This window comes from Psychromonas sp. 14N.309.X.WAT.B.A12 (assembly GCF_030397575.1).
GTDB lineage: Bacteria > Pseudomonadota > Gammaproteobacteria > Enterobacterales > Psychromonadaceae > Psychromonas.
Genome location: NZ_JAPNXS010000013.1, coordinates 73,342 through 96,040 on the forward strand (window position 1 = coordinate 73,342; position 22,699 = coordinate 96,040).

The following is a 22,699-nucleotide window of genomic DNA, read 5'->3' on the forward strand; positions in this document are numbered from 1 at the left end:
AGAGGTAACTTTATGCCAGTGACTGGTCGAGTACATTCAATTGAAACCTGTGGCACCGTTGACGGGCCAGGCATTCGCTTTATCATTTTTTTACAAGGTTGCCTAATGCGTTGCCAGTATTGTCATAATCGCGACACTTGGGATACCGAAGGCGGCAAAGAGATGACTGTCGACGAACTCATGAAAGAACTATTACAGTATCGCCACTTTATGAATGCATCAGGCGGAGGGATCACTATTTCCGGTGGCGAAGCCATGTTACAACCTGAATTTGTACAAGCTATGTTTGAAGCTTGCCGTTTAGAAGGCATTCACACTTGTTTAGACACTAATGGATTTGTACGTAAAATTGATGATAGAACCAAAAAAATCTTAGACAGTACCGACCTGGTACTGTTAGATATAAAACAGATGGATAACAAAAAGCATATCGACCTCACTCATGTGAGTAATAAATACACCTTAGAGTTTGCTCAGTATTTGGCTGACCATAATCAAGCGGTGTATTTACGTTATGTCGTTGTACCGGGTATAACCGATAGCCTAGAGGATGCACATGCATTAGGTAAATTCATTCAACCAATGAAAAATATAGAGAAGATTGAAATGTTGCCTTATCACGAATTAGGTCGACATAAATGGATTGAGATGGGTGAAATATATCCACTAGAAGGAGTTCACCCTCCAACCAAAGAGGTCATGACAGCGGTACAACAAGTCTTATTAGAATATCATCCGAGCGTTATTTTTTAACAAAATACTCACCCATATCCATCTCCTACTTTTATCTCACTTGTTAAGGCAGTTTGTACTGCCTTTATGTTAAGCTTAGCTTTTTTGATTGAGCAGTAACATTATGACCTCTTTTATTTGCCCGCTTTGCCAAACGTCCTTTATACAAACCAATAACACACAGGTTTGTGAAAATAACCATCACTTTGATATTGCTAAAGAAGGTTATTTAAATCTGCTGCCAGTGCAGTCTAAAAGCTCTAAGAACCCCGGTGATAATCAAGAGATGATGATAGCAAGACGTGCATTTCTTAATACTGATGGTTACTTACCTTTAGCCAATAAAGTCGCAGAGGTCAGTAAGCATTATTTGGCAGGTAACGAGCAAGCACGTATTTTAGATCTCGGTTGTGGGGAAGGTTATTACACCAATATCATCAAAGAAAAACAGCCAAACTATGACCTATGTGGTGTAGATATTTCTAAAGTAGCAGTACGTTATGCAGCAAAACGCTATAAAAGTATCGATTTCTGTGTCGCTAGTGCTTACCAGATTCCACTAGCAGATGACACACTAGACTTAATGATCCGTATCTATGCGCCTTCAAAAGCTGAAGAACTTCAGAGATTAATCAAGAAAAACTGTTATTTAATTACAGTAACACCTGCGCCACGTCACTTATATCAACTAAGAGAAGTCATTTATGAACAAATTAATGCACATGCTGAAGACAATGAAGCGGTTAATGGTTTTAGCAAAATAGAGAAAATAGGCTTAAATTACACACTAGAAATTGAAAGTTCACAGCAATTAAAAGACCTGATTAACATGACTCCCTTTGCTTGGAAGTTCACAAAAGAGAAATTAGATAAACTACTAAATCAATCAAAATGGCAAATTGAATGCGACTTCAATATTGAAGTATTTCAAAAAGATTAAATTAATTCATTATTGTAGAGAAAATTATCGCCACCTTTTTTAAAGCCTCTATTAAGTAACTTTGCTAGGTCAATAAATCGAGGCTTATCGACCATTACCTGTTGACCAGATTGTTTACCATTAACGACTTCAATAATTTCCACATACCAAGCAAACAGTGATGGTGAAAGGGTTTGCTGTGATCTTTTACCTAACCATAATAAACAATGAATAGGTAAACCAATCAAAAACAGGATAAAAGTAGCGGTACTCGGCCAAGAAAAATAAGTAGGCAACAGGATATAAAGTGAGGCAACAAAGACGATAAAAATAGGAAATATTTTAATCAATAGCTGCGTATAACAAACCATTTTACTATCAATAAATAATGAATATAGGCAACTTTGTTTAGGCCAAGTCTTTAAATATTGATCACCTTTTTTTACTAAATCAAAAAATATAAACAATGCAACTCTCCTTAAAAAAGATTAGACCTTTATCCCATAAATAACATTCCGCTTAATTGAACAAAAAATATTCAAATTTTAATTGATTTGGAATAGTTTTTAGCAAATTGTTATTTGTAATTTTATTACATACGGGTAAAATTACCAATATAACTTAATGTGAGCAAGGTCAACGAATGCTGAGTACTAATTAAGTTGTACCTAATCATTATATACTAGCTTAATATCAGGCTTTGGTTTGATATTTTTTGTTAATTCTTTACTGAATGGAATTTTTTCATGAGCAATAAATTAGTCCTTGTACTTAACTGTGGTAGTTCTTCGCTTAAATTTGCTGTTATTAATGCAAACAATGGTGATGAAATCATCAGTGGCTTAGCAGAATGTTTTAACCTTCCTGATGCACGCATCAAATGGAAATTTGATGGTAAGAAGGAGTCAGCTAAACTTCCTGAAAACAGTGCTCACTCTGCAGCGATTAGCTTCATCGTTGAAGAAGTAGTCAACAAAGTTGAAGGTCTAGCAGAGCAATTTATTGCTGTTGGGCATCGTATCGTTCACGGTGGTGAAAAGTTCACTCAATCTGTGATTATCGATGACGCAGTATTAGAAGGTATTGAAGAGTGTGCATCACTTGCACCTCTACACAACCCAGCTCATATCTTAGGTATTAAAGCAGCACAAGAAGCTTTCCCTTCTTTACAACAAGTTGCTGTATTTGATACTGCTTTCCATCAATCAATGCCAGCTAAAGCATTCCTATACGCTTTACCTTACAACCTATACAAAGAATCTCATATTCGTCGTTACGGCATGCACGGTACTAGCCACTTATTCGTGACTGGCGAAGCAGCTAAAGTATTAAACAAACCAGTATCTGAAACTAACATTATCTCTGCTCACTTAGGTAATGGCGCATCAGTTGCGGCTATTAAAAACGGTAAATCAGTTGATACAAGCATGGGGATGACTCCACTTGCTGGTCTAGTAATGGGAACACGTTGTGGTGATATTGACCCAAGTATCATTGAGCACCTAGTTGAACGTAAAGGTTACAGCCTGAAAGGTGTAATGGATATGTTACAAAAACAAAGTGGTCTATTAGGTATTTCAGGCCTATCTAGTGACTGTCGTGATATCGAAGATAACTACAAAGAAGGTCATGAAGGTGCAACACTAGCTATCGAAATGTTCTGCTACCGTCTAGCTAAATACATTGCTTCTTACGCTGTACCACTAGGCCGTATCGATGCAATCGTATTCACTGGTGGTATCGGTGAGAACTCTGACATCATTCGTGAAAAAGTATTAGACCTACTGACTATCTTTGGTTACAAAGTCGATGCAGAGAAAAACAAAATTGCATTATTCGGTACTCAAGGTGTCATCACTGCTGAAGATTCACCTATCGCAATGGTTATCCCAACTAATGAAGAATGGGTTATCGCACAAGATTCTGCTGCATTAGTATCAGCATAATTACCACTAATTTTTAAAGGGAGTCTATACTCCCTTTTTTTGATCTTATAAAAGGAAAGCTCATGGCACGTACAATAATGCTTATCCCAATCGGGGCTGGTGTTGGTGTTACTTCAGTTAGTCTTGGTATGGTTCGCGCAATGGAGCGTCAAGGCGTTGCAGTTAACTTCTTCAAACCAATTGCTCAACCTCGTCAAGGTGACCACGGTACAGAACGTTCAACAACGACTCTACGTAACTCATGCAACATCCTACCTCCTGAACCTTTTGCAATGAAATACGCTGAAAACCTTATTTCTTCAGGTCGCACTTCAGAATTGCTTGAAAATATTGTTGAGCGTTTCCGTGAAGGCACTAAAGACAGCGATGTAATTATCGTTGAGGGTTTAGTACCTACTGATAAACACCAGTTTGCCAATAGTGTTAACTACAGTATTGCTAAAGCACTAGGTGCAGAGATGGTATTTGTTACTCATCCAAGTAACGATACCTCTCAACAATTGAAAGAGCGCATGGAAATTGCAGTTTCTTCATTTGGTGGTAAAGACAATGAGCGTATTGCCGGTTGCATCATTAATAAAGTGGGCGCGCCAATTGATGAAAATGATAAAACAGGTATGGATATCACAGAGATGTTCGACATTCCTGAAGCAAGCATTAATAACAATCTTGAAGTGTTACAAATGTTTAGCAAAAGCCCATTGCCAATCTTAGGTTGCATTCCATGGAGTGCTGAACTAATTGCCCCTCGTGTTAAAGATTTAGCCGTTCACTTAGAAGCAAAAATCTTAAATGCAGGCGATTTAGAAAACCGTCGTTTACACTCTGTTACTTTCTGCGCACGCTCTATTCCAAACATGGTTGAGCACTTTAAAGCAGGCTCAATGCTAGTGACTTCTGGCGACCGTAGTGATGTAATTATTGCAGCTTGTTTAGCAGTAATGAATGGCATGAAGATCGGTTGTTTATTATTGACGGGTGATTACACACCTGAAGAAGAAGTAATTAAACTGTGTCAAAGTGCAATGGATGCGGGTTTACCTATTCTATTGATTAAAAGTAACACATGGCAAACAGCTCAACGTTTACAGAACTTCAACATGGAAATTCCAGTTGACGATCTAGAGCGTATTGAAAAAGTACAAGAGTACATCGCAAGCCACATTGATAAACACTGGTTAAACACGTTAACTGAAGATTCTTCATTATCACGTCGTTTATCACCACCAGCATTCCGTTATCACTTAACAGAGTTAGCACGTAAAGCAAACCAACGCATCGTGTTACCTGAAGGTGAAGAGCCACGTACTATCCAAGCAGCAGTTATCTGTGCGCAACGTGGTATCGCTAAACCTGTATTACTAGGTAACCCAGAAGAGATCCACCGCATCGCAACACAACAAGGTATTGTTGTGACAGATGAAGTTGAAATCGTAAATCCTGTTGATGTGATTGAGCAATATGTAGCGCCTATGGTTGCATTACGTAAAGGCAAAGGTTTAACAGAAGTTGTAGCACGTGAACAACTGCAAGACACAGTAGTACTAGGTACTATGATGTTAGCGGAAAATGAAGTAGCAGGTCTAGTATCTGGTGCAGTTCATACTACAGCAAACACAATCCGCCCTGCTTTACAGCTAATCAAAACAGCTCCAGGTGCGAGTTTAGTATCTTCAATCTTCTTCATGCTATTGCCTGATCAAGTATTGGTATACGGTGACTGTGCAATCAACCCAGACCCAACAGCTGACCAATTAGCTGATATCGCTATTCAATCAGCTGATTCAGCGATTGCCTTTGGTATTGATCCTAAAGTAGCGATGATCAGTTACTCTACAGGTAACTCAGGTGCAGGTTCAGATGTTGAGAAAGTACGTGAAGCAACTAAGATTGCACAAGAGCGTCGTCCAGACTTATTAATCGACGGCCCTCTACAATACGATGCAGCTGTGATGGAAAATGTAGCGAAGAGCAAAGCGCCAGACTCTAAAGTAGCTGGTCAAGCAACCGTATTTATCTTCCCTGACTTGAACACAGGTAATACAACGTACAAAGCGGTACAACGAAGTGCTAACTTAATCAGTATTGGTCCAATGCTACAAGGTATGCGCAAACCTGTTAATGACTTGTCTCGTGGAGCATTAGTAGACGATATTGTTTACACCATTGCACTTACAGCAATTCAAGCAACACAAGCTAGTGAAAAAGCGGCGTTAATCGAAGGTTAATCTTTACTTAACAAGCTAACCACAACATTAAAGCCCCGTTTAACTACTAAAGTTAAACGGGGCTTTTTATTATCTAAACGATTATCTAAACAGTCATCTTAAATAACTTTACAGGAGGCAATAACTAATCAGTTTGTCCTCTTTATAGTACTTACCACACAGAAGTGAGTGATTTTAACCAGTAAAATAAATCAGCAAGTTAATGGAATTGGTATTATGTCACGGAGAGATACAATGAAATATTTTTTATGTACCAGCCTAATGATCATCAGCTTTTTTGCACAAGCTAAGCAAGCTACTAGCGATTTAGGTTACACCATGCAAATTCCTGATAGCTGGTCGCCACTAACAGGACCTGAAATAAAAGCGAACCCTGATCTTTTTAATTTCGATCAAATAGAAGGCATTCCACCAGCATTGTTAGAGCAGGTTATACCAGTTATCCAATCTGGCAATATGGATCTTTATTTTATTCCCAACAATACAGAGAATGCTATAAGTAGCTTTACCGATAACATTAATGTCATGAAGCAAGTAGGGAGTGTACCTAATAATGCCAATGAGCTTGCTGAAGTCTGTGCCAGTGCAAAATCAGAGCTAAGCAGTCTCTTTCAACGCGACATTACACTCTATGAGTGTAAACAAACTGAAGTGATAGGTAGAAATGCTCTGTATGCTAAATTTGATGGCGGCTTAGAAGGCACTGTCTCTATGCAATATCATATTTCCCTGTCTGAAAACGTCTTCTTGATGTTTACCGCAACAGCTAAAGTTGATACTTACAAAAACCTGGAGAATGCATTCAATCAAGCGATTAACACAGTCAGTATTAAATAACTCACTGTACTTGTAAGTTCATTGATAACAAAATAAATAAACTATAAAAAAGAAGCGATATACGCTCCTTTTAAATACAACTTAAAACTATATCTACTACACAGGCTGTAATGTCACTAGCACGCATTTTAAGCCTTTATCGGGTTCAATATTAATAAATTCACTCGGTGGTTTTATGATATCGATAACTTTAGCTTGAGGGCAATGCTCAGCAAGTGAATCGGTAATAAATTGGAAATCCAAATCAGGGCTATTTAGGCATAATAATGCCTGTCCGCCATCCTTTAACAATTCAGGTAAACGGCGCATAATTTTAGGGTAATCACGCTTAATATTAACACTCCCCTTCTGCAAAGAAGGCGGATCAGCGACAATAATATCGTAAGGTCCTAAACGCTTAACCTTGCCCCAAGACTTGAATAAGTCATGTCCCAAGTATTTTACTTTATCTAAATCATGACCATTTAAACGATGGTTATCACGCCCTACCGCCAATGCCGCTTTACTCATATCTAAATTAACGACTTGCTCTGCGCCACCTGCAATGGCAGCAGCAGAAAAAGCACAGGTATAAGAGAATAAGTTAAGTACTCGTTTACCTTCACTATGTTCTTTTAACCAAGTTCGACCATTTTTCATATCCAAAAAAATACCGTAGTTTTGGTTTTTTCCTAGGCTGATTTTGTAAGATAAACCATTTTCATCGGCAGTATAATCCGTGAACTCTTCACCGTATAAAACAAAGGTAGGCGCAAGTTCACGACAACGAAACTGCACTTGGATACTTTCTACAGTAAAACCTCTGTTGTTTAACTCTGCTAATAGACATTCACTTAAATTAGCCAACCATTGGTCACTTTCTTCTTTATAAAGAATAATCAGAGCAACTGGCGATAACCAATCGATATTGAAATGTTGGTACTCAGGGTAATTAAACCCTCGGCCGTGAAATAAACGCGCCATCTCTTTCTCTTGCCCTGCTTTTATTTCAGGGAAATGCATTTTTTCTAGCAATGCTGTAAACATATTATTTTTCTTCTTTATTAGTAACGTTAACTAAACTCTCTGACACTGTATTTTGTGATTCAGCATCTATTTTGTCTTGATCGATATTTTCCAGCACTTCAACCTCTTCATCAGAGCTTAATAAAATAGCAACCCACCGCCCATCTTCACTGCTCTCTAAGGCAATCTTTAAAATCATGGTTAATGGTACAGATAAAAGCATGCCAACCATACCCAATAACCAGCCCCAAAATATTAATGATAGAAATACCACTAAAGTTGATAAGCCTAAACTACGCCCCATAAAGCGGGGTTCAACCAAATTACCCATGATCATATTCACACTCACAAACAACCCGACTACAACCGAAGCATAACCCGCTCCAAGTTGTAAAAATGTTAATATCACCGCAGGTACAGCTGAGATGATTGAACCAATATTAGGAATATAATTAAGAAGGAATGCTAGCAAAGCCCACAACACATAAAACTGCACACCAATTGCCCATAACACGCAGCCAATGATCAAACCTGTTGCCAAACTGACTAGCGTTTTAATTGCCATATATTGGTTAACCATTTTTAAAAAATGGTCTAGCTTTTTATCTGTTTCCGCGGAATCATTAAAAGCCATATGCAGCTTTTTAGTAAATACCTTGCCTTCCGCTAACATAAATACCACGGTTAATAGCAGCAGAAAGATATTACCCAGTACACTACTGAAACCACTTAAAGTAGAGGTCACTAAGTTCATCACTTTACTTGGGTCAAAATAGCTCCCAACCTCATCCATAGACAAAGCAATATCATGTCCAGCTAACCACTCGACAAGCCAATTTACCTGCTCAGTGAGCTGTGCTTCATAAGTGGGAATAGCTTTTCTAAAGTCATTTACAGCAGCACCAATTACACCACCTAAGACGATGAAAAGAGAGAAAATGGTGGCAATAACTAATGTAATCGCCAATCCTCTTGGTAGTTTTTTGGACTCCAGATAATTAATCGCAGGGTTACAAATAATTGCCACAAATAAAGACAATAAAAAAGGAACAACAATCGGAGCAGCCACTTTTATCCCAGCTAAAGAGATAACCAAAGCAGAACAATACAGCGCGGTGCGAGCTGCTGTAGAAGTATTAACCATATTGCACTTTCCTTAATAGATTTGGTTGTAAATAAGGTTATTAGCGCTAAGTATAATGGATAGACTAACAATAATAACTAAGAATTTAACCACCTGAAATATAAACATATTATATTACTAATAAACCTGTTTTAGAGGCATTTTTCCGATTAAAAAACACTTTTAGTAATAAGTGACCTAAATCTCTTTAAAAATAATAACAATCCGCACATTAAAGTGATCCTGATCAATATGAGAATCCCCATTCTTCCTATAATCAAATTGAAAGTTATTTACTAAGTCTGTTTTTACCAAGTCACCTTAATAAAGCACTTTTAAAGATTTTAAATTTATTAAACTTTGGAGAAATATATGACTGTAAGCAATGTCACTGAACTAAATGCAATGGTTGCTCGAGTGAAAGCAGCACAAAAAGAATTTGCTAGCTACTCACAGGAGCAAGTTGACAAAATTTTCCGCGCCGCTTCATTAGCCGCATCTACAGCACGTATCGAACTTGCTAAAATGGCAGCGACTGAATCAGGCATGGGTATTATGGAAGATAAAGTGATCAAAAACCACTTCGCTTCTGAATTCATTTACAACAAATACAAAGATGAATTAACCTGTGGAGTGATTGACCGCAACGAAGAAGGCGGCACTATCACTATCGCAGAGCCTGTTGGTATCGTGTGTGCAATTGTACCAACTACGAACCCGACCTCTACAGCCATCTTTAAAGCATTAATTTGTCTTAAAACTCGTAATGGTTGTATCTTCTCTCCACATCCTCGTGCAAAAAATGCAACAAACTATGCAGCAAAAGTAGTATTAGACGCAGCAATAAAAGCAGGTGCTCCAAAAGACATTATTGGTTGGATTGACGTACCATCAGTTGAACTTTCAAACGCATTAATGAAGCATGACGATATCAACCTGATTTTAGCAACAGGTGGTCCTGGTATGGTTAAAGCAGCTTACTCTTCAGGTAAACCAGCTATCGGTGTAGGCGCAGGTAATACGCCAGTTGTAATCGATGAAACTGCTGATATCAAACGTGCTGTTTCTTCAATCTTAATGTCTAAAACATTCGATAACGGTGTTATCTGTGCTTCTGAGCAAGCAGCGATTGTAGTTGAATCAATCTACGACGAAGTGAAAGCACGTTTTGCAAAATACGGTGCAGCAGTATTAAACAAAGCAGATGCAGAGAAAGTGCGTAAAGTATTAATCATCGATGGTGCACTAAACGCTAAAATCGTAGGTCAACCAGCATACAAAATTGCAGCATTAGCCGGCGTTAAAGTACCAACATCAACTAAAATCCTAATCGGTGAAGGCTTAGAAGCATCTTGGGATGATGAGTTTGCACACGAAAAACTATCTCCTACATTAGGTCTATTTAAAGCAAAAGACTTTGAAGATGCAGTGCGTCAAGCAGGTATCGTATTAGACATAGGTGGTGTTGGTCATACATCAGTGCTTTACACTGACCAAGATGCCAACGCAGATCGTATCGCTTACTTTGGCGATAAAATGAAAACAGCACGTATCTTAGTAAACACACCTTCTTCTCATGGTGGTATTGGTGACCTTTACAACTTTGAATTAGCGCCTTCTTTAACACTAGGTTGTGGTTCATGGGGTGGTAATGCCATTTCTGAAAACGTAGGTCCAAAACACCTTATCAATAAGAAAATTGTTGCGAAGAGAGCTGAAAATATGTTGTGGCATAAACTACCAAAATCAATCTACTTCCGCCGCGGCTGTTTACCAGTTGCAATGACTGACCTTGAAGGCAAAAAACGTGCGCTAATCGTGACTGACCGCTTCCTATTCAATAACGGTTACATCGACGACTTACGTAGCATCTTAAAAGAAAAAGGTATGGAAGTTGAAGTATTCCATGAAGTCGAAGCGGATCCAACATTAGCGGTTGTTAAAGCGGGTGCAGCAGCATGTTTAAGCTACCAACCAGATGTAATTTTAGCCGTTGGCGGTGGTTCTCCAATGGATGCAGCTAAAATCATGTGGGTAATGTACGAGCACCCAGAAACTGACTTTGAAGATTTATCAATGCGCTTTATGGATATCCGTAAACGTATCTACAAATTCCCTAAAATGGGGTCAAAAGCCGAGTTAGTATGTATCACAACTACATCTGGTACAGGTTCTGAAGTCACACCATTTGCGGTTGTTACCGATGAAAAAACCGGTCAAAAATACCCATTAGCAGATTACGAACTAACGCCAAACATGGCGATTGTTGACGCTAACCTAGTCATGGATATGCCTAAATCTTTATGTGCATTCGGTGGTTACGACGCAGTAACTCACGCAATGGAAGCTTACGTGTCAGTACTAGCAAATGAATACTCTGACGGTCATGCTTTACAAGCACTTAAAATGTTAAAAGAGTACTTACCAAGCTCTTACAAAAACGGCAAGAAAGACCCAATTGCACGTGAGAAAGTACATAACGCAGCAACAATCGCAGGTATGTCATTTGCCAATGCATTCCTAGGTGTTTGTCACTCAATGGCGCACAAACTAGGTGCTGAGTTCCACATTCCACACGGTTTAGCGAATGCGTTATTAATCTCGAATACAATTCGTTACAACGCAACCAATAACCCAACTAAACAAACTGCATTCTCACAGTACGATCGCCCTAAAGCACGTGCTCGTTATGCAGAAGTAGCTGCACACTTGGGCTTCATTGAAGGTAACACTGAAGATAAACTAAATGCTCTACTAAACTGGTTAGAAGAGTTAAAAGTTGCATTGGACATTCCTTTATCAATCCAAGCGGCAGGTGTAAACGAAGCTGAGTTTATGGCTAAAGTAGATGAGCTAGCAGAGCATGCATTTGATGACCAATGTACAGGTGCAAACCCACGTTACCCATTAATCGCAGAGCTAAAAGAAGTATTAATCGCTTCTTACTACGGTAAAGCTTACGCAGATGTTGTAGACGCACCTGAAGTTGAAGTAAAAGCAGAAGTAAAAGAAGAGAAAAAAGTAGCAGCTAAAAAAGTGAAAGAATTAGTTAGCTAATCAACTCCCTTCAAACAACCTTATCAAGCCTGCTATATGCAGGCTTTTTTATTACTAAACCATCACTCTAAAATGACCAGACTAATAATAAAACTAAGTTACTTTTTCAGGGGCTAGCTTTGATGTCAAAAAATAGATAATGGCACTTTGTACAAGTAGAGAAAAACTCATTGAAACGGTATACCAGTCATTATAAAAAGTAACAATGTCATTACCCAATATCCCAGTCTTTTCAATAAAGTAGAGTGGCCAGGTGCAATATAAATTTGATAAACCAGCATCTAAAAAAACTAACATAAATAAAGTCATCACTGAAAAAACAAATGAAATAGTAAATAACTTCATTAGCAATACCTCTTAGTTATCCAAATCACGCCTCGTTAAGAGACAAAGCAGTCATTTAAATTAGCAACACAAGCTTAAAAGACAACTCTTTTTCATTTAAAAGAATTATTTTGTAACAAAAGTCACTAATCTATCTCGGCTCTATTAAAAACTAACACTTAAATAAAAAGGAAAAATACAAACTATTTTGCTTTTTGTGTAAATACCTGCTTGACTCTGTACCTAGGTACAGAGTATAGGATAGGAGCTATCGATGAATGAGAACAAACCGATTACCATTGGCGTACTGGCTAAAGCAGCAAATGTTGGCGTAGAAACAATTCGCTATTACCAACGCAAAGCCATTATTAAGCAACCACCAAAAAACAATGGGTTTCGTCATTATTCTAATGAAGATATTCGAGTGATTCGCTTAGTGAAAAAGCTTCAAGGAGTTGGTTTTTCCTTAGATGAAATTAAGGATTTTCTCATTTTCGATCATTGTTGTAGTCAATCACGATCAGTGGTGAAGCATAAATCATTAACTAAAATTGAAGAAATTAAAACACAGATTTCTGAATTACAGACAACTATCAAAGCTTTAGAAGTATTTTCAAACTCTTGTGGTACTGACAAGAACATAGAGACTGATTGTCATTTATTAGATTGTTTTGAAAATCATTGGCAGTGCTGTAGTACTGAGCCAGCCCCTAACCTAACTGGAGAATAAACATGAGTGAAGTATGTAAATGTTGTGAAGACAAAAAAACACCAGACTGTTGTTGTAATACAGACAGTTGTAAATGCGCAGAAAGCTGTGCTTGTGGCGATTGCTGTATTAATTCGGATTGTTGTTAATCCCTTTAGCACCTGAATATGTAAACTGCCTATCTATTAACAGTCGCTCTTTACTGAGATCAGGTAGGCAGTTTTTTAATAAACAACCTCAACCTCATACGAGGTATCATTTTTTAGCTTTCAGCACTGTTTAGCTTATTTCAACCTTAATTTTTAGCATTCTCTTTTTAAGCTCTTTTTGAAGGTTGGTAATGTTATATGGCATCATGGATTTCCACTTTTGGCACTCAGTTTTTGTTCTGCCACATCCCAAACACCACCCTTTACTACCTGAAAAATCACACTGATCAATACAAGGGCTTTTTCTTTTCTTCATCTCTGCTATCTCACTTTATTGAAGTTCAAGTAACACTTGATCAATACTTTCTTCTAAAACTCGAAGACGATTAAACTCTTCAAATAAACGTTGCTCTAGGTTTTTAAAATTAAGCGGCAGTGTTCGCTGACAAATACCATAGCTACTATCGAGATTTTTATACCCATTCCAGCTTTTAATTCGCTTCTCTTCTAACGCCATAAATTGACGAATAAATTCAGCCTGGGAAGGACAATCTTCTTCAACGTGCATACAAATAGGAAAGGACTTTTGTTTAATCTGAGGCCCTTCTATAAAGGTTTCAAAGTGAATACCACCTTGGTTTTGATTAAACCAATTATGTTTGGAGAGCTGCATATAATTACCACGATTATAAATCTCCCAACCGTCATCGAACCAACTCGCTTTCTGAAGCATTTTTTCAAGGTTACGAAATACACCTTTTACATCTTTCATTAAATTTATTCTCATCCATTATTGTGTAAATTTGCACAAACATGCCTTTAAAAACAGCCCACAAATTGCCAATCTAAATTCAAGCCAATAAAAGATTATCAATTAACAAAAGAGAGATAACAAGCTGTTCATTAAATGGGAGATCTGTTTTGATAAATCAAACCGAGAGCAGAGAGGAATAATAGAGCCCTTCCGCTAAGACAAAAAACAGGCTAAAGCCAGCGTCCCAAAATCAAAAGATTCTGCGCACTATATTAGGTAAGTTCACATAACAAAAGTCAAAACAAGAAGACTAAAGCTAGCACCCAAGGTCAAAAGGTGCTTTGTGCTGTATTAAGTAAGCTCACACGACAAAAATCAAAAAACAAGCAGGCTAAAGCCAGCGCCCCAAGGTCAAAAGGTGTTATGTGATCTATTAAGTGAATACCGATTCCAAAAAACTAAGCTACAACAGCGGGCTAAACAGGTACAACACACCTTCTAAAATACGTTTAAAGAAAGGTCGCTTGCGCCACTTCTCTAAAGTTAACTGATTAGAGGCTAATGTATAATGCATCTGAGCAGTAAGTAGATCGCCAGCAAATTTCGGATTATCAATTAACATAGTCATTTCAAAGTTTAACCAGAAACTACGTAAATCTAAATTCACCGAGCCCACCAGCGCTAACTTCTCATCAATAACAATACTTTTGCTATGTAATAAACCACCGTAAAACTGATGAATCTCTACGCCTGCTTTCAATAGGTCCTCAAAGAAAGCGCGTGATGCGTACTTAACCATCAAGGAGTCATTCTTAGCGGGTAAAATAATTTTTACATCAACACCACGCATGGATGCGACCTGTAATGCGGTTAACAGACTTTCGTCTGGAACAAAGTAAGGGGAGGTTAATACTAAGCTGTATTTAGCTTCGTAAATAGCCGTTAATAATACTTGATGAATACCTACTTTACCAAACTCGGGCCCCGATGGAATCAGCTGTGAATTTTCATCACCAACTAACGAGAATAAGGAACGATTTGCAGGCGGTAGATCAAGGTGTTGTGCAGTCTCTAAACTCCAATCCCAAATAAATAAGCCTTCCATATGTTGTACGATTGGTCCTTCACAACGCACCATTAAATCGATCCATTCACCAATCCCCTTTTCTACTTTAAAATAAGCGGGATCAACCAAATTCATGCTGCCAGTGTAGGCAATATGATCATCAATACAGACAAGCTTTCGGTGTAGGCGCAAATCTTGTCGTTGGAATAATAGTCGGAATGCACCTACAGGTAGGCCTTCCACGACTTCAACCCCAGCTTTACGTAATTGTGCAGGTAGGATGGATTTAAAAAAATCACTACTTCCCACTGAATCTAAGAGTAACTTACAGGTGACACCACGTTGTGCAGCGGCTTTTAACTCTTCTAATAATTGGTCAACTAACCCACCTTGATTACAAATATAAAACATTAAATAACAATGCTTTTTAGCTTCTCGAATCTCTTTGGTTAGCTCTAATAGTATATTGTCAGTAGTGGTTAATAAGGTATGTTTATTACCCTTTACCATTGGCATATTGGTGTAGGACTCAACAAAAGATTGCATTGAACGCGCATTTTCGCTGATGAGTTCTTTATCTTGTTTGTAGGTATTGGCTTGCTCTTCTATCCACTTTAAAAAAGCACCAGAGAGCAATTTTCGACGTTTACTGCGTTTCGCACCTAGGTTTAATTCTCCAAAGATTAAGTAGCCGATCATGCCAACTAATGGCACGGCAAAGATTAAAAATAACCAGGCAAGTGAAACACCAATCGGCTTGCGCTTAATGATCACACGTAAGGAGATAAGTGTTAAAAAACTAAAATACAGAGTCGCTGAAAATACAAGGTATACCTCGCTTTCTAGCCAGCTCATATTTATGCCTAGGTTTGCCATTACAGTCCTATCAGTCAAAAGAAAAAGAGAGCAACACACCCAGCCTGATCGTTGCCATACTGACTGCGGTGGTTAATTAGAGAATGTGATTAATAACGCGGATGGTATCAAAAATGTCACAATAGGATAGTTATTTTTAGCTATCCTATTGTGGGCTATGGGGTTTGGCTACTTTCGCTTATGGCATCTTAAGTAAAAAGTCGCTTCTGAAGCGCTCATCGCTTCTTTGGTTGGCTGGTTTTTATCAGCAATAAACTGATGATCATTAATCAGCTGTTCTCTTGGATCATTGTCGATCGTATCACCAACCACATCAATACCTAAGGAGTTAGCTAATACAAACACTGATTTCAACATTGCCTCACCGGCTAGATAACCAGGCACGCCTTGAATAAAGTGTTTAGATATTTTGAACTTATCAATATTCAGTTTATCGATACAATACAACACTGAACGTTCAGCACCAAAACCGTCAACAGTAAAAGAGATACCCAAGCGACTCAGGTTTAGTAAATTTTCTTGCACTGTATAAAGATCATTACTAAATAGGGCTTCATCAATTTCAAACTCAAACCAATTCGCCTTAGCCCCAGTATCCAAAAATATTTTTTGAATCGATGCTATTAATGAAAGCTGCGATAATTCCGCTTTTGATATATTGAATGCAATGCGCCCAAAATTAATACCAGCATGATGCCACTTCACAGCTTGTTCAACCGCTTTAGTAAACATTTTCATGCTTAATTCAACCATCAAACCAGACTGCTCAGCAAGCATTAAGAAACGCTCCGGCAGCAAAGTTCCGTGCTCAGGATGATGCCATCTCAAGACACATTCCACTGCCACAATTTGGCGCTTATTCAAATCAAATTGTGGTTGATAATAAACATCGAATTGATTTTCATTTAATGCCACTTTTAACTCATTTTCTAATGCAAGTTGGTTAGTCGAGTTAATAGTTAATTCGTTTGTGTAAAAGTGGTAAGCGCTGCTTTTATCATTCTTACTACGGTACATTGCATTTTCCGCATTCGATAAAATACTGTCCACATCTGAACCATCATCGGGACAAATACTAATCCCGATAGAGGTTGTCAAGTTTACCGCAATACCTTCCATGGTCACAGTTCCAGAAAACTGTTGGGTAATTTGTCGTGCAATTAATGCCACTACCTGCTCGTTTTCTAACTCTTCAATCACTAGTGCAAACTGGTCATCACTGATACGCGCTATAATATCTTTATCAGATGCAAGCTCTTTGAGGCGTTTAGCTATGCCTCTAAAGATAACATCACCTTTATTATGGCCATAACGTTCATTAACAGCTTTAATACCTTTAATTTCAATATGTAACACACCAATAGCCGTTTGTTTGTGATTAGCACGTGCTATCGCTTTTTCTAGGTGAGTGAACAGTGCTATACGGTTATTTAGCCCAGTCAATGAGTCATGTTTAGACAGGTATTGAATCTTCGCTTCGTAATCTTTATTTTGGGTTAAATCGGTGAATACAAAAACACGATTATTCATGTTGTCACTGCCGTGTTTGACTTCATTAACCTCTAACCAGAAATAGCCTAGGTAACCCATCTTAGTATAGAAACGGACATTACCTTGCCACTTACCCTCTTTTTTAATGCCAACTTCGATATCATCAAATAATGTACAAGAGTCAAAACCGTCTGCAAAAGAGGTAATATTAACGTCAATTAACTCTTCTTTAGAATAACCAGAAACGCTGAAGCAAGCGTCATTAGCAGTGATCACTACCCCTGTATTATCGGTAACTAAAATACCATCTCGGCTATTTTCAAACACCACGTTGGCCAATCTTAATTGTTTTTCGATAATGCTTTGTTCGGTAATATCTCGACCAATTGCAAAGAGCCCTTGAACTTCACCATGTTTATCGCGAAGTGGCACTTTTTGCATGAAGATAAAGTGCTTTTCCCCATTGTTATAGGTTAAGTACTCATTGTTTGCATAAGTTTCATTGTTACTCATTACTTGTGCATCTTGAGCCTGGCACATTCTTGCCTGATTTATTTCAAATAGTTCATCATCAGCTTTTCCAATGATCTCAGCTTCAGAGCAGCCAACAAATTTTTCAAACTGTTTATTACAACCAATAAAACGGCTATCTAGATCTTTAAAGAAAATAAGATCTTCTGATAAGTCTGCCGTTGCGCGTAGCATCAAGCGTTCTTTCTCAATAGTTGCTTTAACTGCATTCATTTCTGAAATATCAAAGAGCATTCCGACGCGCATATTACAGCCCACATCGACTTCTTCACGTAATAAAAATTCACGCTTTTCGCCACAACATTCTTCTATATTGCATTCCAGCATTAAAGGTTGATTTGATTTGACATCAGCAGTGTCAGACTTAATTAATTGCGCAGCAGTACCATCAGGTAAAAGTGTAGATAGCTCTTTACCAACCAATACATCAGGTGAATAACCAAAAATATTTGAGAAATAGGAATTACACGCAATGATAAAACCATCATTACTTTTATAGTAGATAGGAATACTTATGCAGTTAAGTGTTGATTTAATTTCATCTGAAATACAATCTTTTGCTTTAGCGTCAGTAAAGCATGCGGACGTTGCATTGTCCTCTTCTTGGCTTGATAAATAGATACACTCTAATACGGGATAGAGCTGTTTTATACGTTCTTTTAATACCCCTGAGATAGGAACTTCACAAATGAAGTAATCAAAATCTTGCTCTTGCAACATTTCCTCAAGACCATTAACACAATGACAGTGGGTAAGATTTGCTGCACCAGACGCTGCATTGATGGGTAATAAGGCTTTAACTAACTGTACATTATTACCTATGTATAAAACCTTACTGACTTGACTAGACAACCGAACTGCCCTCCATGACGAAAACAATAACATTAACAAACTGCACTACTACAAATACTTTGAGTTAATACCATTAATATAATAACAGTCGTTCATTAGAACACAAAAAGGGAGCTTTACGCTCCCTTTTATTCATTAATTATTTTTAACCTAATTGTTTGCGCACATTTCTGAACATACGCATCCATGGGCTATCTTCTTTCCATTCATCTGGATGCCAAGAGTTAGCAACCGTTCTGAATACACGCTCAGGGTGAGGCATCATGATAGTGACACGACCGTCCTTAGACGTTAGACCAGTAATACCATTTGGCGAACCATTTGGATTAGATGGGTAAGATTCAGTGTTATTACCGTAGTTATCGATAAAGCGTAATGCAACAGAACCACTTGCTTCAATAGCTGCAAGGTGTGAGGTGTCTTTCACTTCCACACGACCTTCACCGTGAGATACTGCGATAGGCATTTGTGAGCCCGCCATATCATTTAAGAATAACGAGTTAGACTTTTGCACTTCTACCAAACTGAAACGTGCTTCGAAACGCTCTGAGTTATTGCGAACAAAACGCGGCCAGAGATCAGAACCTGGAATTAACTCGTTGAGGTTTGATAACATCTGACAACCGTTACACACGCCTAATGCAAATGAGTTTTCACGCTCAAAGAAAGTTTGGAACTGAGTACGAGCTTGTTCGTTGAACAGAATAGACTTAGCCCAACCTTCACCAGCACCTAATACGTCACCGTAAGAGAAACCACCACAAGCCACTAAACCAGCAAAGTTCTCTAGTTGAACATTACCCGACAGAATATCACTCATGTGTACATCAATCGCAGAGAAACCAGCGCGGTTGAAGGCTGCTGCCATCTCTTGCTGCGAGTTAACACCTTGCTCACGCAAGATAGCCATACGCGGTTTAACACCTTTAGCAATATAAGGTGCTGCAACATCTTCGTTAATATCAAACGTCAATTTAGTCGATAGACCTGGGTCTTTATCGTCTAATTTAAGGTCAAACTCTTGTTGTGCACATTCAGAGTTATCACGTAATGATTGCATTTTCAGTGTTGTTTCAGCCCAAATACCACGGAACTCCGCACGTTTAGCTGCTAATACTTCAACACCATCGCGTAGGAATTCAATTTGGTCTGTGCTATTGATTGAACCAATCACTAGGGAGCTAGAAGATAAACCGTGGCCAGCTAAAGTATTTAATACCGCTTCTTTATCTTCACGTTTAACTTGAATTACCGCACCTAACTCTTCTGAATACAATGCAGAGAAGTCATCGCTACCAACTTGATCAAGCTTAACGGTTACACCGCAATGTCCTGCAAAGGCCATTTCTGTAATAGTTGAGAATAAACCACCGTCACTTCTATCGTGATAAGCTAATAATTTCTTATCAGCTAATAAGCTTTGCACCGAGTTAAAGAAGCCTTTTAATAATTCTGGGCTATCTAAATCAGGCGTTGTTTCACCTAACTGCTTATATACTTGCGCCAGTGATGAACCACCTAAACGGTTTTTGCCGTTACCTAAGTCGATTAGGATCAGGTCGGTTTCACCTTGGTCTGTGCGTAATTGCGGTGTCACCGTATTACGGATATCACGTACTGCACCAAATGCAGTGATAATCAATGATAATGGTGAAGTCACCTCTTTATCACTGCCATCTTCTTCCTGCCAACGTGTCTTCATTGACATTGAGTCTTTACCTACAGGAATAGTAAGCTCTAATTCAGGACATAATTCTTCACCAACCGCTTTAACTGCTTCGTATAAACCAGCATCTTCACCAGGGTGACCGGTTGCTGACATCCAGTTAGCAGATAGTTTAATACGTTTAAAATCACCAATATCAGAACAAGCGATATTAGTAATTGATTCAGCCACAGCTAAGCGAGCAGATGCACCAAAGTTAAGTAATGCCACAGGTGTACGTTCACCTAATGCCATTGACTCACCAAAATAAGTATCGTAACTTGCAGCTGTTACAGCACAATCGGCAACAGGTACCTGCCAAGGACCAACCATTTGGTCACGAGCAACTAAGCCCGTTACAGTTCGGTCACCGATAGTAATCAAAAAGGTTTTTTCTGCGATTGAAGGTAAACGTAACAAACGCTCTGCCGCTTCTTTCACACTTGCACCAGATAAGTCTAACGCTTTACCTTTAGCTGTTTGTGATTGAACATCACGATGCATTTTAGGTGCTTTACCCAATAACACTTCTAATGGCATATCGATTGGTTTGTTATCAAACTCAGGATCGTTCAGCGTTAAGTGTAACTCTTCAGTGGCTGTACCGATCACCGCATATTGTGCACGTTCACGCTTACAAATCGCTTCAAAGGTCGCTAGATTTTCAGGCTTAACCGCCATTACGTAACGTTCTTGAGACTCATTACACCAGATTTCATGTGGTGCCATGCTTTTCTCGTCATTTGGAATTGCACGTAAATCAAATACACCACCACGGCCACCATCATCCACTAACTCAGGCATAGCATTAGATAAACCACCCGCACCTACATCGTGAATAAATTGAATTGGGTTATTTTCACCCATCTGCCAACAACGGTCGATTACTTCCTGACAACGACGTTCCATCTCTGGGTTTTCACGTTGTACTGAAGCAAAATCTAAATTTTCTGAAGAAGCACCAGAATCCATTGAAGACGCGGCACCACCACCTAAACCGATATTCATTGCAGGACCACCTAACACGATCAGTTTCGCGCCAACTGGGATATCTTTTTTCTGTACGTGTTCACGGCGGATGTTACCTAAACCACCAGCAAGCATAATTGGCTTGTGGTAACCACGGATCTCGCTACCGTTATGGCTATCTACTTTTTCTTCATAAGTACGGAAATAACCTAGGATATTAGGGCGACCAAATTCATTATTAAATGCAGCACCGCCCAAAGGTGCTTCTAACATAATATCCAAAGCAGAAACGATACGGCTTGGCTTACCAAAATCTGTTTCCCATGCTTGTTCAAAGCTAGGAATACGTAAATTAGATACAGAGAACCCCACTAAACCAGCTTTCGGTTTAGAGCCAATACCTGTTGCGCCTTCATCACGAATTTCACCACCAGAGCCAGTTGCAGCACCTGGGAATGGAGAGATAGCAGTTGGATGGTTATGTGTTTCCACCTTCATTAAGATATCGATATCTTCATGGTGGTAACCAAATTCACGGTCATCAACACTTGGGAAGAAACGCCCTGCTTGGTAACCTTCCATTACCGCGGCATTATCTTTATATGCAGACAATACGTATTCAGGATGTAATTCGTGGGTATTACGAATCATTTTAAATAATGATTTAGGCTGTTTTTGACCATCAATGGTCCAATCAGCATTAAATATTTTATGACGACAATGCTCTGAGTTTGCCTGTGCAAACATCATTAGTTCGATATCGTTAGGGTTACGATTTAACTTAATAAAGTTTTCCACTAAGTAATCGATTTCATCATCTGCAAGTGCTAGACCTAAGTTCACATTGGCAGTTTCTAATGCGCTACGGCCTTCGCCTAACACATCAACACTGGTCATTTTTCCTGGCGTACCTTGGACAAATAAGGTCGCGGCGTCTTCCAACGAAGTTAACACGACTTCCATCATGCGATCATGCAACAAGTCTGTTAACGCTTGAATTTGTTGTTCATTTAACTCTGTTTCAGTTTCAACGTAATAAGCGATACCACGCTCTAAACGTTTTACTTTGGTAAGACCACAGTTTTTAGCAATGTCCGTTGCTTTTGAAGACCAAGGCGAAATAGTGCCTGGGCGTGGTGTGACAAATAACAGAGTCCCTACTGGGTCATGCTCTGCAATTTTAGGTCCGTAAGTTAATAGCTTTTGTAGAACAGCTAACTCTTGGTCATTTAAAGAATCAGATAGATCTGCAGCATGCATAAATTCAGCATATAGGCCTGTTACAGGTAAATCTAATACTTCACAGTTTTTCAACAACTGGTTAACACGAAATGTCGATAAGGCAGGTGCCCCACGCAAAATTTCCATAGGTTATTACTCTCGTTGGATAAATAAATGAACTTGGGTTTAGCTCAATATTATAAAA

At 38.6% G+C, this 22,699-nt stretch carries 16 protein-coding genes; 7 read left to right on the plus strand and 9 right to left on the minus strand.

Going from position 1 to position 22,699, the window contains the following annotated elements; genetic code table 11:
* The first annotated feature begins 12 nt into the window (after window positions 1-12).
* Together pflA and rlmA are read left to right on the plus strand one after the other, a co-directional pair.
* A complete protein-coding gene (pflA, locus tag OW492_RS15075) occupies window positions 13-753 on the plus strand; it encodes a pyruvate formate lyase 1-activating protein (RefSeq protein WP_290041171.1) in 741 nt (246 codons plus the stop codon).
* A 103-nt stretch (window positions 754-856) separates the two neighbouring features.
* Window positions 857-1,672: a 23S rRNA (guanine(745)-N(1))-methyltransferase gene (rlmA, locus tag OW492_RS15080; RefSeq protein WP_290041173.1), complete on the plus strand. Its 816-nt coding sequence runs from the start codon at window positions 857-859 to the stop codon at window positions 1,670-1,672.
* Here the strand turns inward: rlmA and yfbV are convergent.
* Entirely contained in the window at window positions 1,669-2,118 is a 450-nt protein-coding gene (yfbV, locus tag OW492_RS15085; protein WP_290041176.1) for a terminus macrodomain insulation protein YfbV, read from the minus strand. The genes rlmA and yfbV overlap by 4 nt on opposite strands.
* Window positions 2,119-2,397: 279 nt before the next feature.
* Here yfbV and OW492_RS15090 point away from each other — a divergent pair, with 279 nt between their 5' ends.
* From OW492_RS15090 to OW492_RS15100, 3 genes are all read left to right on the plus strand, one after another.
* The gene (locus OW492_RS15090) at window positions 2,398-3,597 is read left to right on the plus strand and encodes an acetate kinase (protein ID WP_290041178.1); all 1,200 of its coding nucleotides are present in this window, start codon (window positions 2,398-2,400) and stop codon (window positions 3,595-3,597) included.
* A gap of 62 nt (window positions 3,598-3,659) precedes the next feature.
* Window positions 3,660-5,825: a phosphate acetyltransferase gene (gene pta, locus OW492_RS15095; RefSeq protein WP_290041179.1), complete on the plus strand. Its 2,166-nt coding sequence runs from the start codon at window positions 3,660-3,662 to the stop codon at window positions 5,823-5,825.
* 234 nt (window positions 5,826-6,059) lie between these two features.
* Entirely contained in the window at window positions 6,060-6,662 is a 603-nt protein-coding gene (locus tag OW492_RS15100; RefSeq protein WP_290041181.1) for a hypothetical protein, read from the plus strand.
* A 96-nt stretch (window positions 6,663-6,758) separates the two neighbouring features.
* On the opposite strand, the gene OW492_RS15105 is transcribed toward OW492_RS15100, so the two are convergent.
* Together OW492_RS15105 and OW492_RS15110 are read right to left on the minus strand one after the other, a co-directional pair.
* Window positions 6,759-7,688, minus strand: a complete 930-nt coding sequence (locus OW492_RS15105; protein ID WP_290041183.1) for a class I SAM-dependent methyltransferase — start codon at window positions 7,686-7,688, stop codon at window positions 6,759-6,761.
* Between the two features lies 1 nt (window position 7,689).
* Window positions 7,690-8,811, minus strand: coding sequence for an AI-2E family transporter (locus OW492_RS15110; RefSeq protein ID WP_290041185.1), 1,122 nt, complete (start codon window positions 8,809-8,811; stop codon window positions 7,690-7,692).
* 351 nt (window positions 8,812-9,162) lie between these two features.
* Here OW492_RS15110 and adhE point away from each other — a divergent pair, with 351 nt between their 5' ends.
* Window positions 9,163-11,847, plus strand: a complete 2,685-nt coding sequence (gene adhE / locus OW492_RS15115) for a bifunctional acetaldehyde-CoA/alcohol dehydrogenase (protein WP_290041187.1) — start codon at window positions 9,163-9,165, stop codon at window positions 11,845-11,847.
* A gap of 93 nt (window positions 11,848-11,940) precedes the next feature.
* Here the strand turns inward: adhE and OW492_RS15120 are convergent, their stop codons facing one another.
* Entirely contained in the window at window positions 11,941-12,192 is a 252-nt protein-coding gene (locus OW492_RS15120) for a hypothetical protein (RefSeq protein WP_290041189.1), read from the minus strand.
* Window positions 12,193-12,445: 253 nt separating this feature from the next.
* Here OW492_RS15120 and OW492_RS15125 point away from each other — a divergent pair, with 253 nt between their 5' ends.
* Window positions 12,446-12,901: a MerR family transcriptional regulator gene (locus tag OW492_RS15125; RefSeq protein ID WP_290041191.1), complete on the plus strand. Its 456-nt coding sequence runs from the start codon at window positions 12,446-12,448 to the stop codon at window positions 12,899-12,901.
* Window positions 12,902-13,159: 258 nt separating this feature from the next.
* Here OW492_RS15125 and OW492_RS15130 read toward each other — a convergent pair whose 3' ends face one another.
* The 5 genes from OW492_RS15130 to purL form a co-directional block, all read right to left on the minus strand.
* Window positions 13,160-13,345: a DUF1289 domain-containing protein gene (locus tag OW492_RS15130; protein WP_290041193.1), complete on the minus strand. Its 186-nt coding sequence runs from the start codon at window positions 13,343-13,345 to the stop codon at window positions 13,160-13,162.
* 15 nt (window positions 13,346-13,360) lie between these two features.
* On the minus strand, window positions 13,361-13,801 hold the full coding sequence (locus OW492_RS15135; RefSeq protein WP_290041195.1) for a hypothetical protein: 441 nt from the start codon (window positions 13,799-13,801) through the stop codon (window positions 13,361-13,363).
* Between the two features lie 445 nt (window positions 13,802-14,246).
* The gene (gene cls / locus OW492_RS15140; protein WP_290041197.1) at window positions 14,247-15,704 is read right to left on the minus strand and encodes a cardiolipin synthase; all 1,458 of its coding nucleotides are present in this window, start codon (window positions 15,702-15,704) and stop codon (window positions 14,247-14,249) included.
* A 189-nt stretch (window positions 15,705-15,893) separates the two neighbouring features.
* Window positions 15,894-18,599 carry an EAL domain-containing protein gene (locus OW492_RS15145; protein ID WP_290041199.1) on the minus strand — a complete coding sequence of 902 codons (2,706 nt, stop codon included), beginning with the start codon at window positions 18,597-18,599 and terminating at the stop codon, window positions 15,894-15,896.
* 145 nt (window positions 18,600-18,744) lie between these two features.
* Window positions 18,745-22,641: a phosphoribosylformylglycinamidine synthase gene (gene purL / locus OW492_RS15150; RefSeq protein WP_290041201.1), complete on the minus strand. Its 3,897-nt coding sequence runs from the start codon at window positions 22,639-22,641 to the stop codon at window positions 18,745-18,747.
* Between the last annotated feature and the right edge of the window lie 58 nt (window positions 22,642-22,699).

Excerpts from the sequence above, each read along its gene's own strand:
- pta (WP_290041179.1), top strand. The coding sequence starts at position 3,660 with ATGGCACGTACAATAATGCTTATCCCAATCGGGGCTGGTGTTGGTGTT.
- purL (WP_290041201.1), bottom strand. The coding sequence starts at position 22,641 with ATGGAAATTTTGCGTGGGGCACCTGCCTTATCGACATTTCGTGTTAAC.
- OW492_RS15135 (WP_290041195.1), bottom strand. The coding sequence starts at position 13,801 with ATGAAAGATGTAAAAGGTGTATTTCGTAACCTTGAAAAAATGCTTCAG.
- OW492_RS15105 (WP_290041183.1), bottom strand. The coding sequence starts at position 7,688 with ATGTTTACAGCATTGCTAGAAAAAATGCATTTCCCTGAAATAAAAGCA.
- OW492_RS15125 (WP_290041191.1), top strand. The coding sequence starts at position 12,446 with ATGAATGAGAACAAACCGATTACCATTGGCGTACTGGCTAAAGCAGCA.
- rlmA (WP_290041173.1), top strand. The coding sequence starts at position 857 with ATGACCTCTTTTATTTGCCCGCTTTGCCAAACGTCCTTTATACAAACC.
- cls (WP_290041197.1), bottom strand. The coding sequence starts at position 15,704 with ATGAGCTGGCTAGAAAGCGAGGTATACCTTGTATTTTCAGCGACTCTG.
- adhE (WP_290041187.1), top strand. The coding sequence starts at position 9,163 with ATGACTGTAAGCAATGTCACTGAACTAAATGCAATGGTTGCTCGAGTG.
- OW492_RS15130 (WP_290041193.1), bottom strand. The coding sequence starts at position 13,345 with ATGAAGAAAAGAAAAAGCCCTTGTATTGATCAGTGTGATTTTTCAGGT.
- pflA (WP_290041171.1), top strand. The coding sequence starts at position 13 with ATGCCAGTGACTGGTCGAGTACATTCAATTGAAACCTGTGGCACCGTT.
- OW492_RS15110 (WP_290041185.1), bottom strand. The coding sequence starts at position 8,811 with ATGGTTAATACTTCTACAGCAGCTCGCACCGCGCTGTATTGTTCTGCT.
- OW492_RS15120 (WP_290041189.1), bottom strand. The coding sequence starts at position 12,192 with ATGAAGTTATTTACTATTTCATTTGTTTTTTCAGTGATGACTTTATTT.
- OW492_RS15100 (WP_290041181.1), top strand. The coding sequence starts at position 6,060 with ATGAAATATTTTTTATGTACCAGCCTAATGATCATCAGCTTTTTTGCA.
- OW492_RS15090 (WP_290041178.1), top strand. The coding sequence starts at position 2,398 with ATGAGCAATAAATTAGTCCTTGTACTTAACTGTGGTAGTTCTTCGCTT.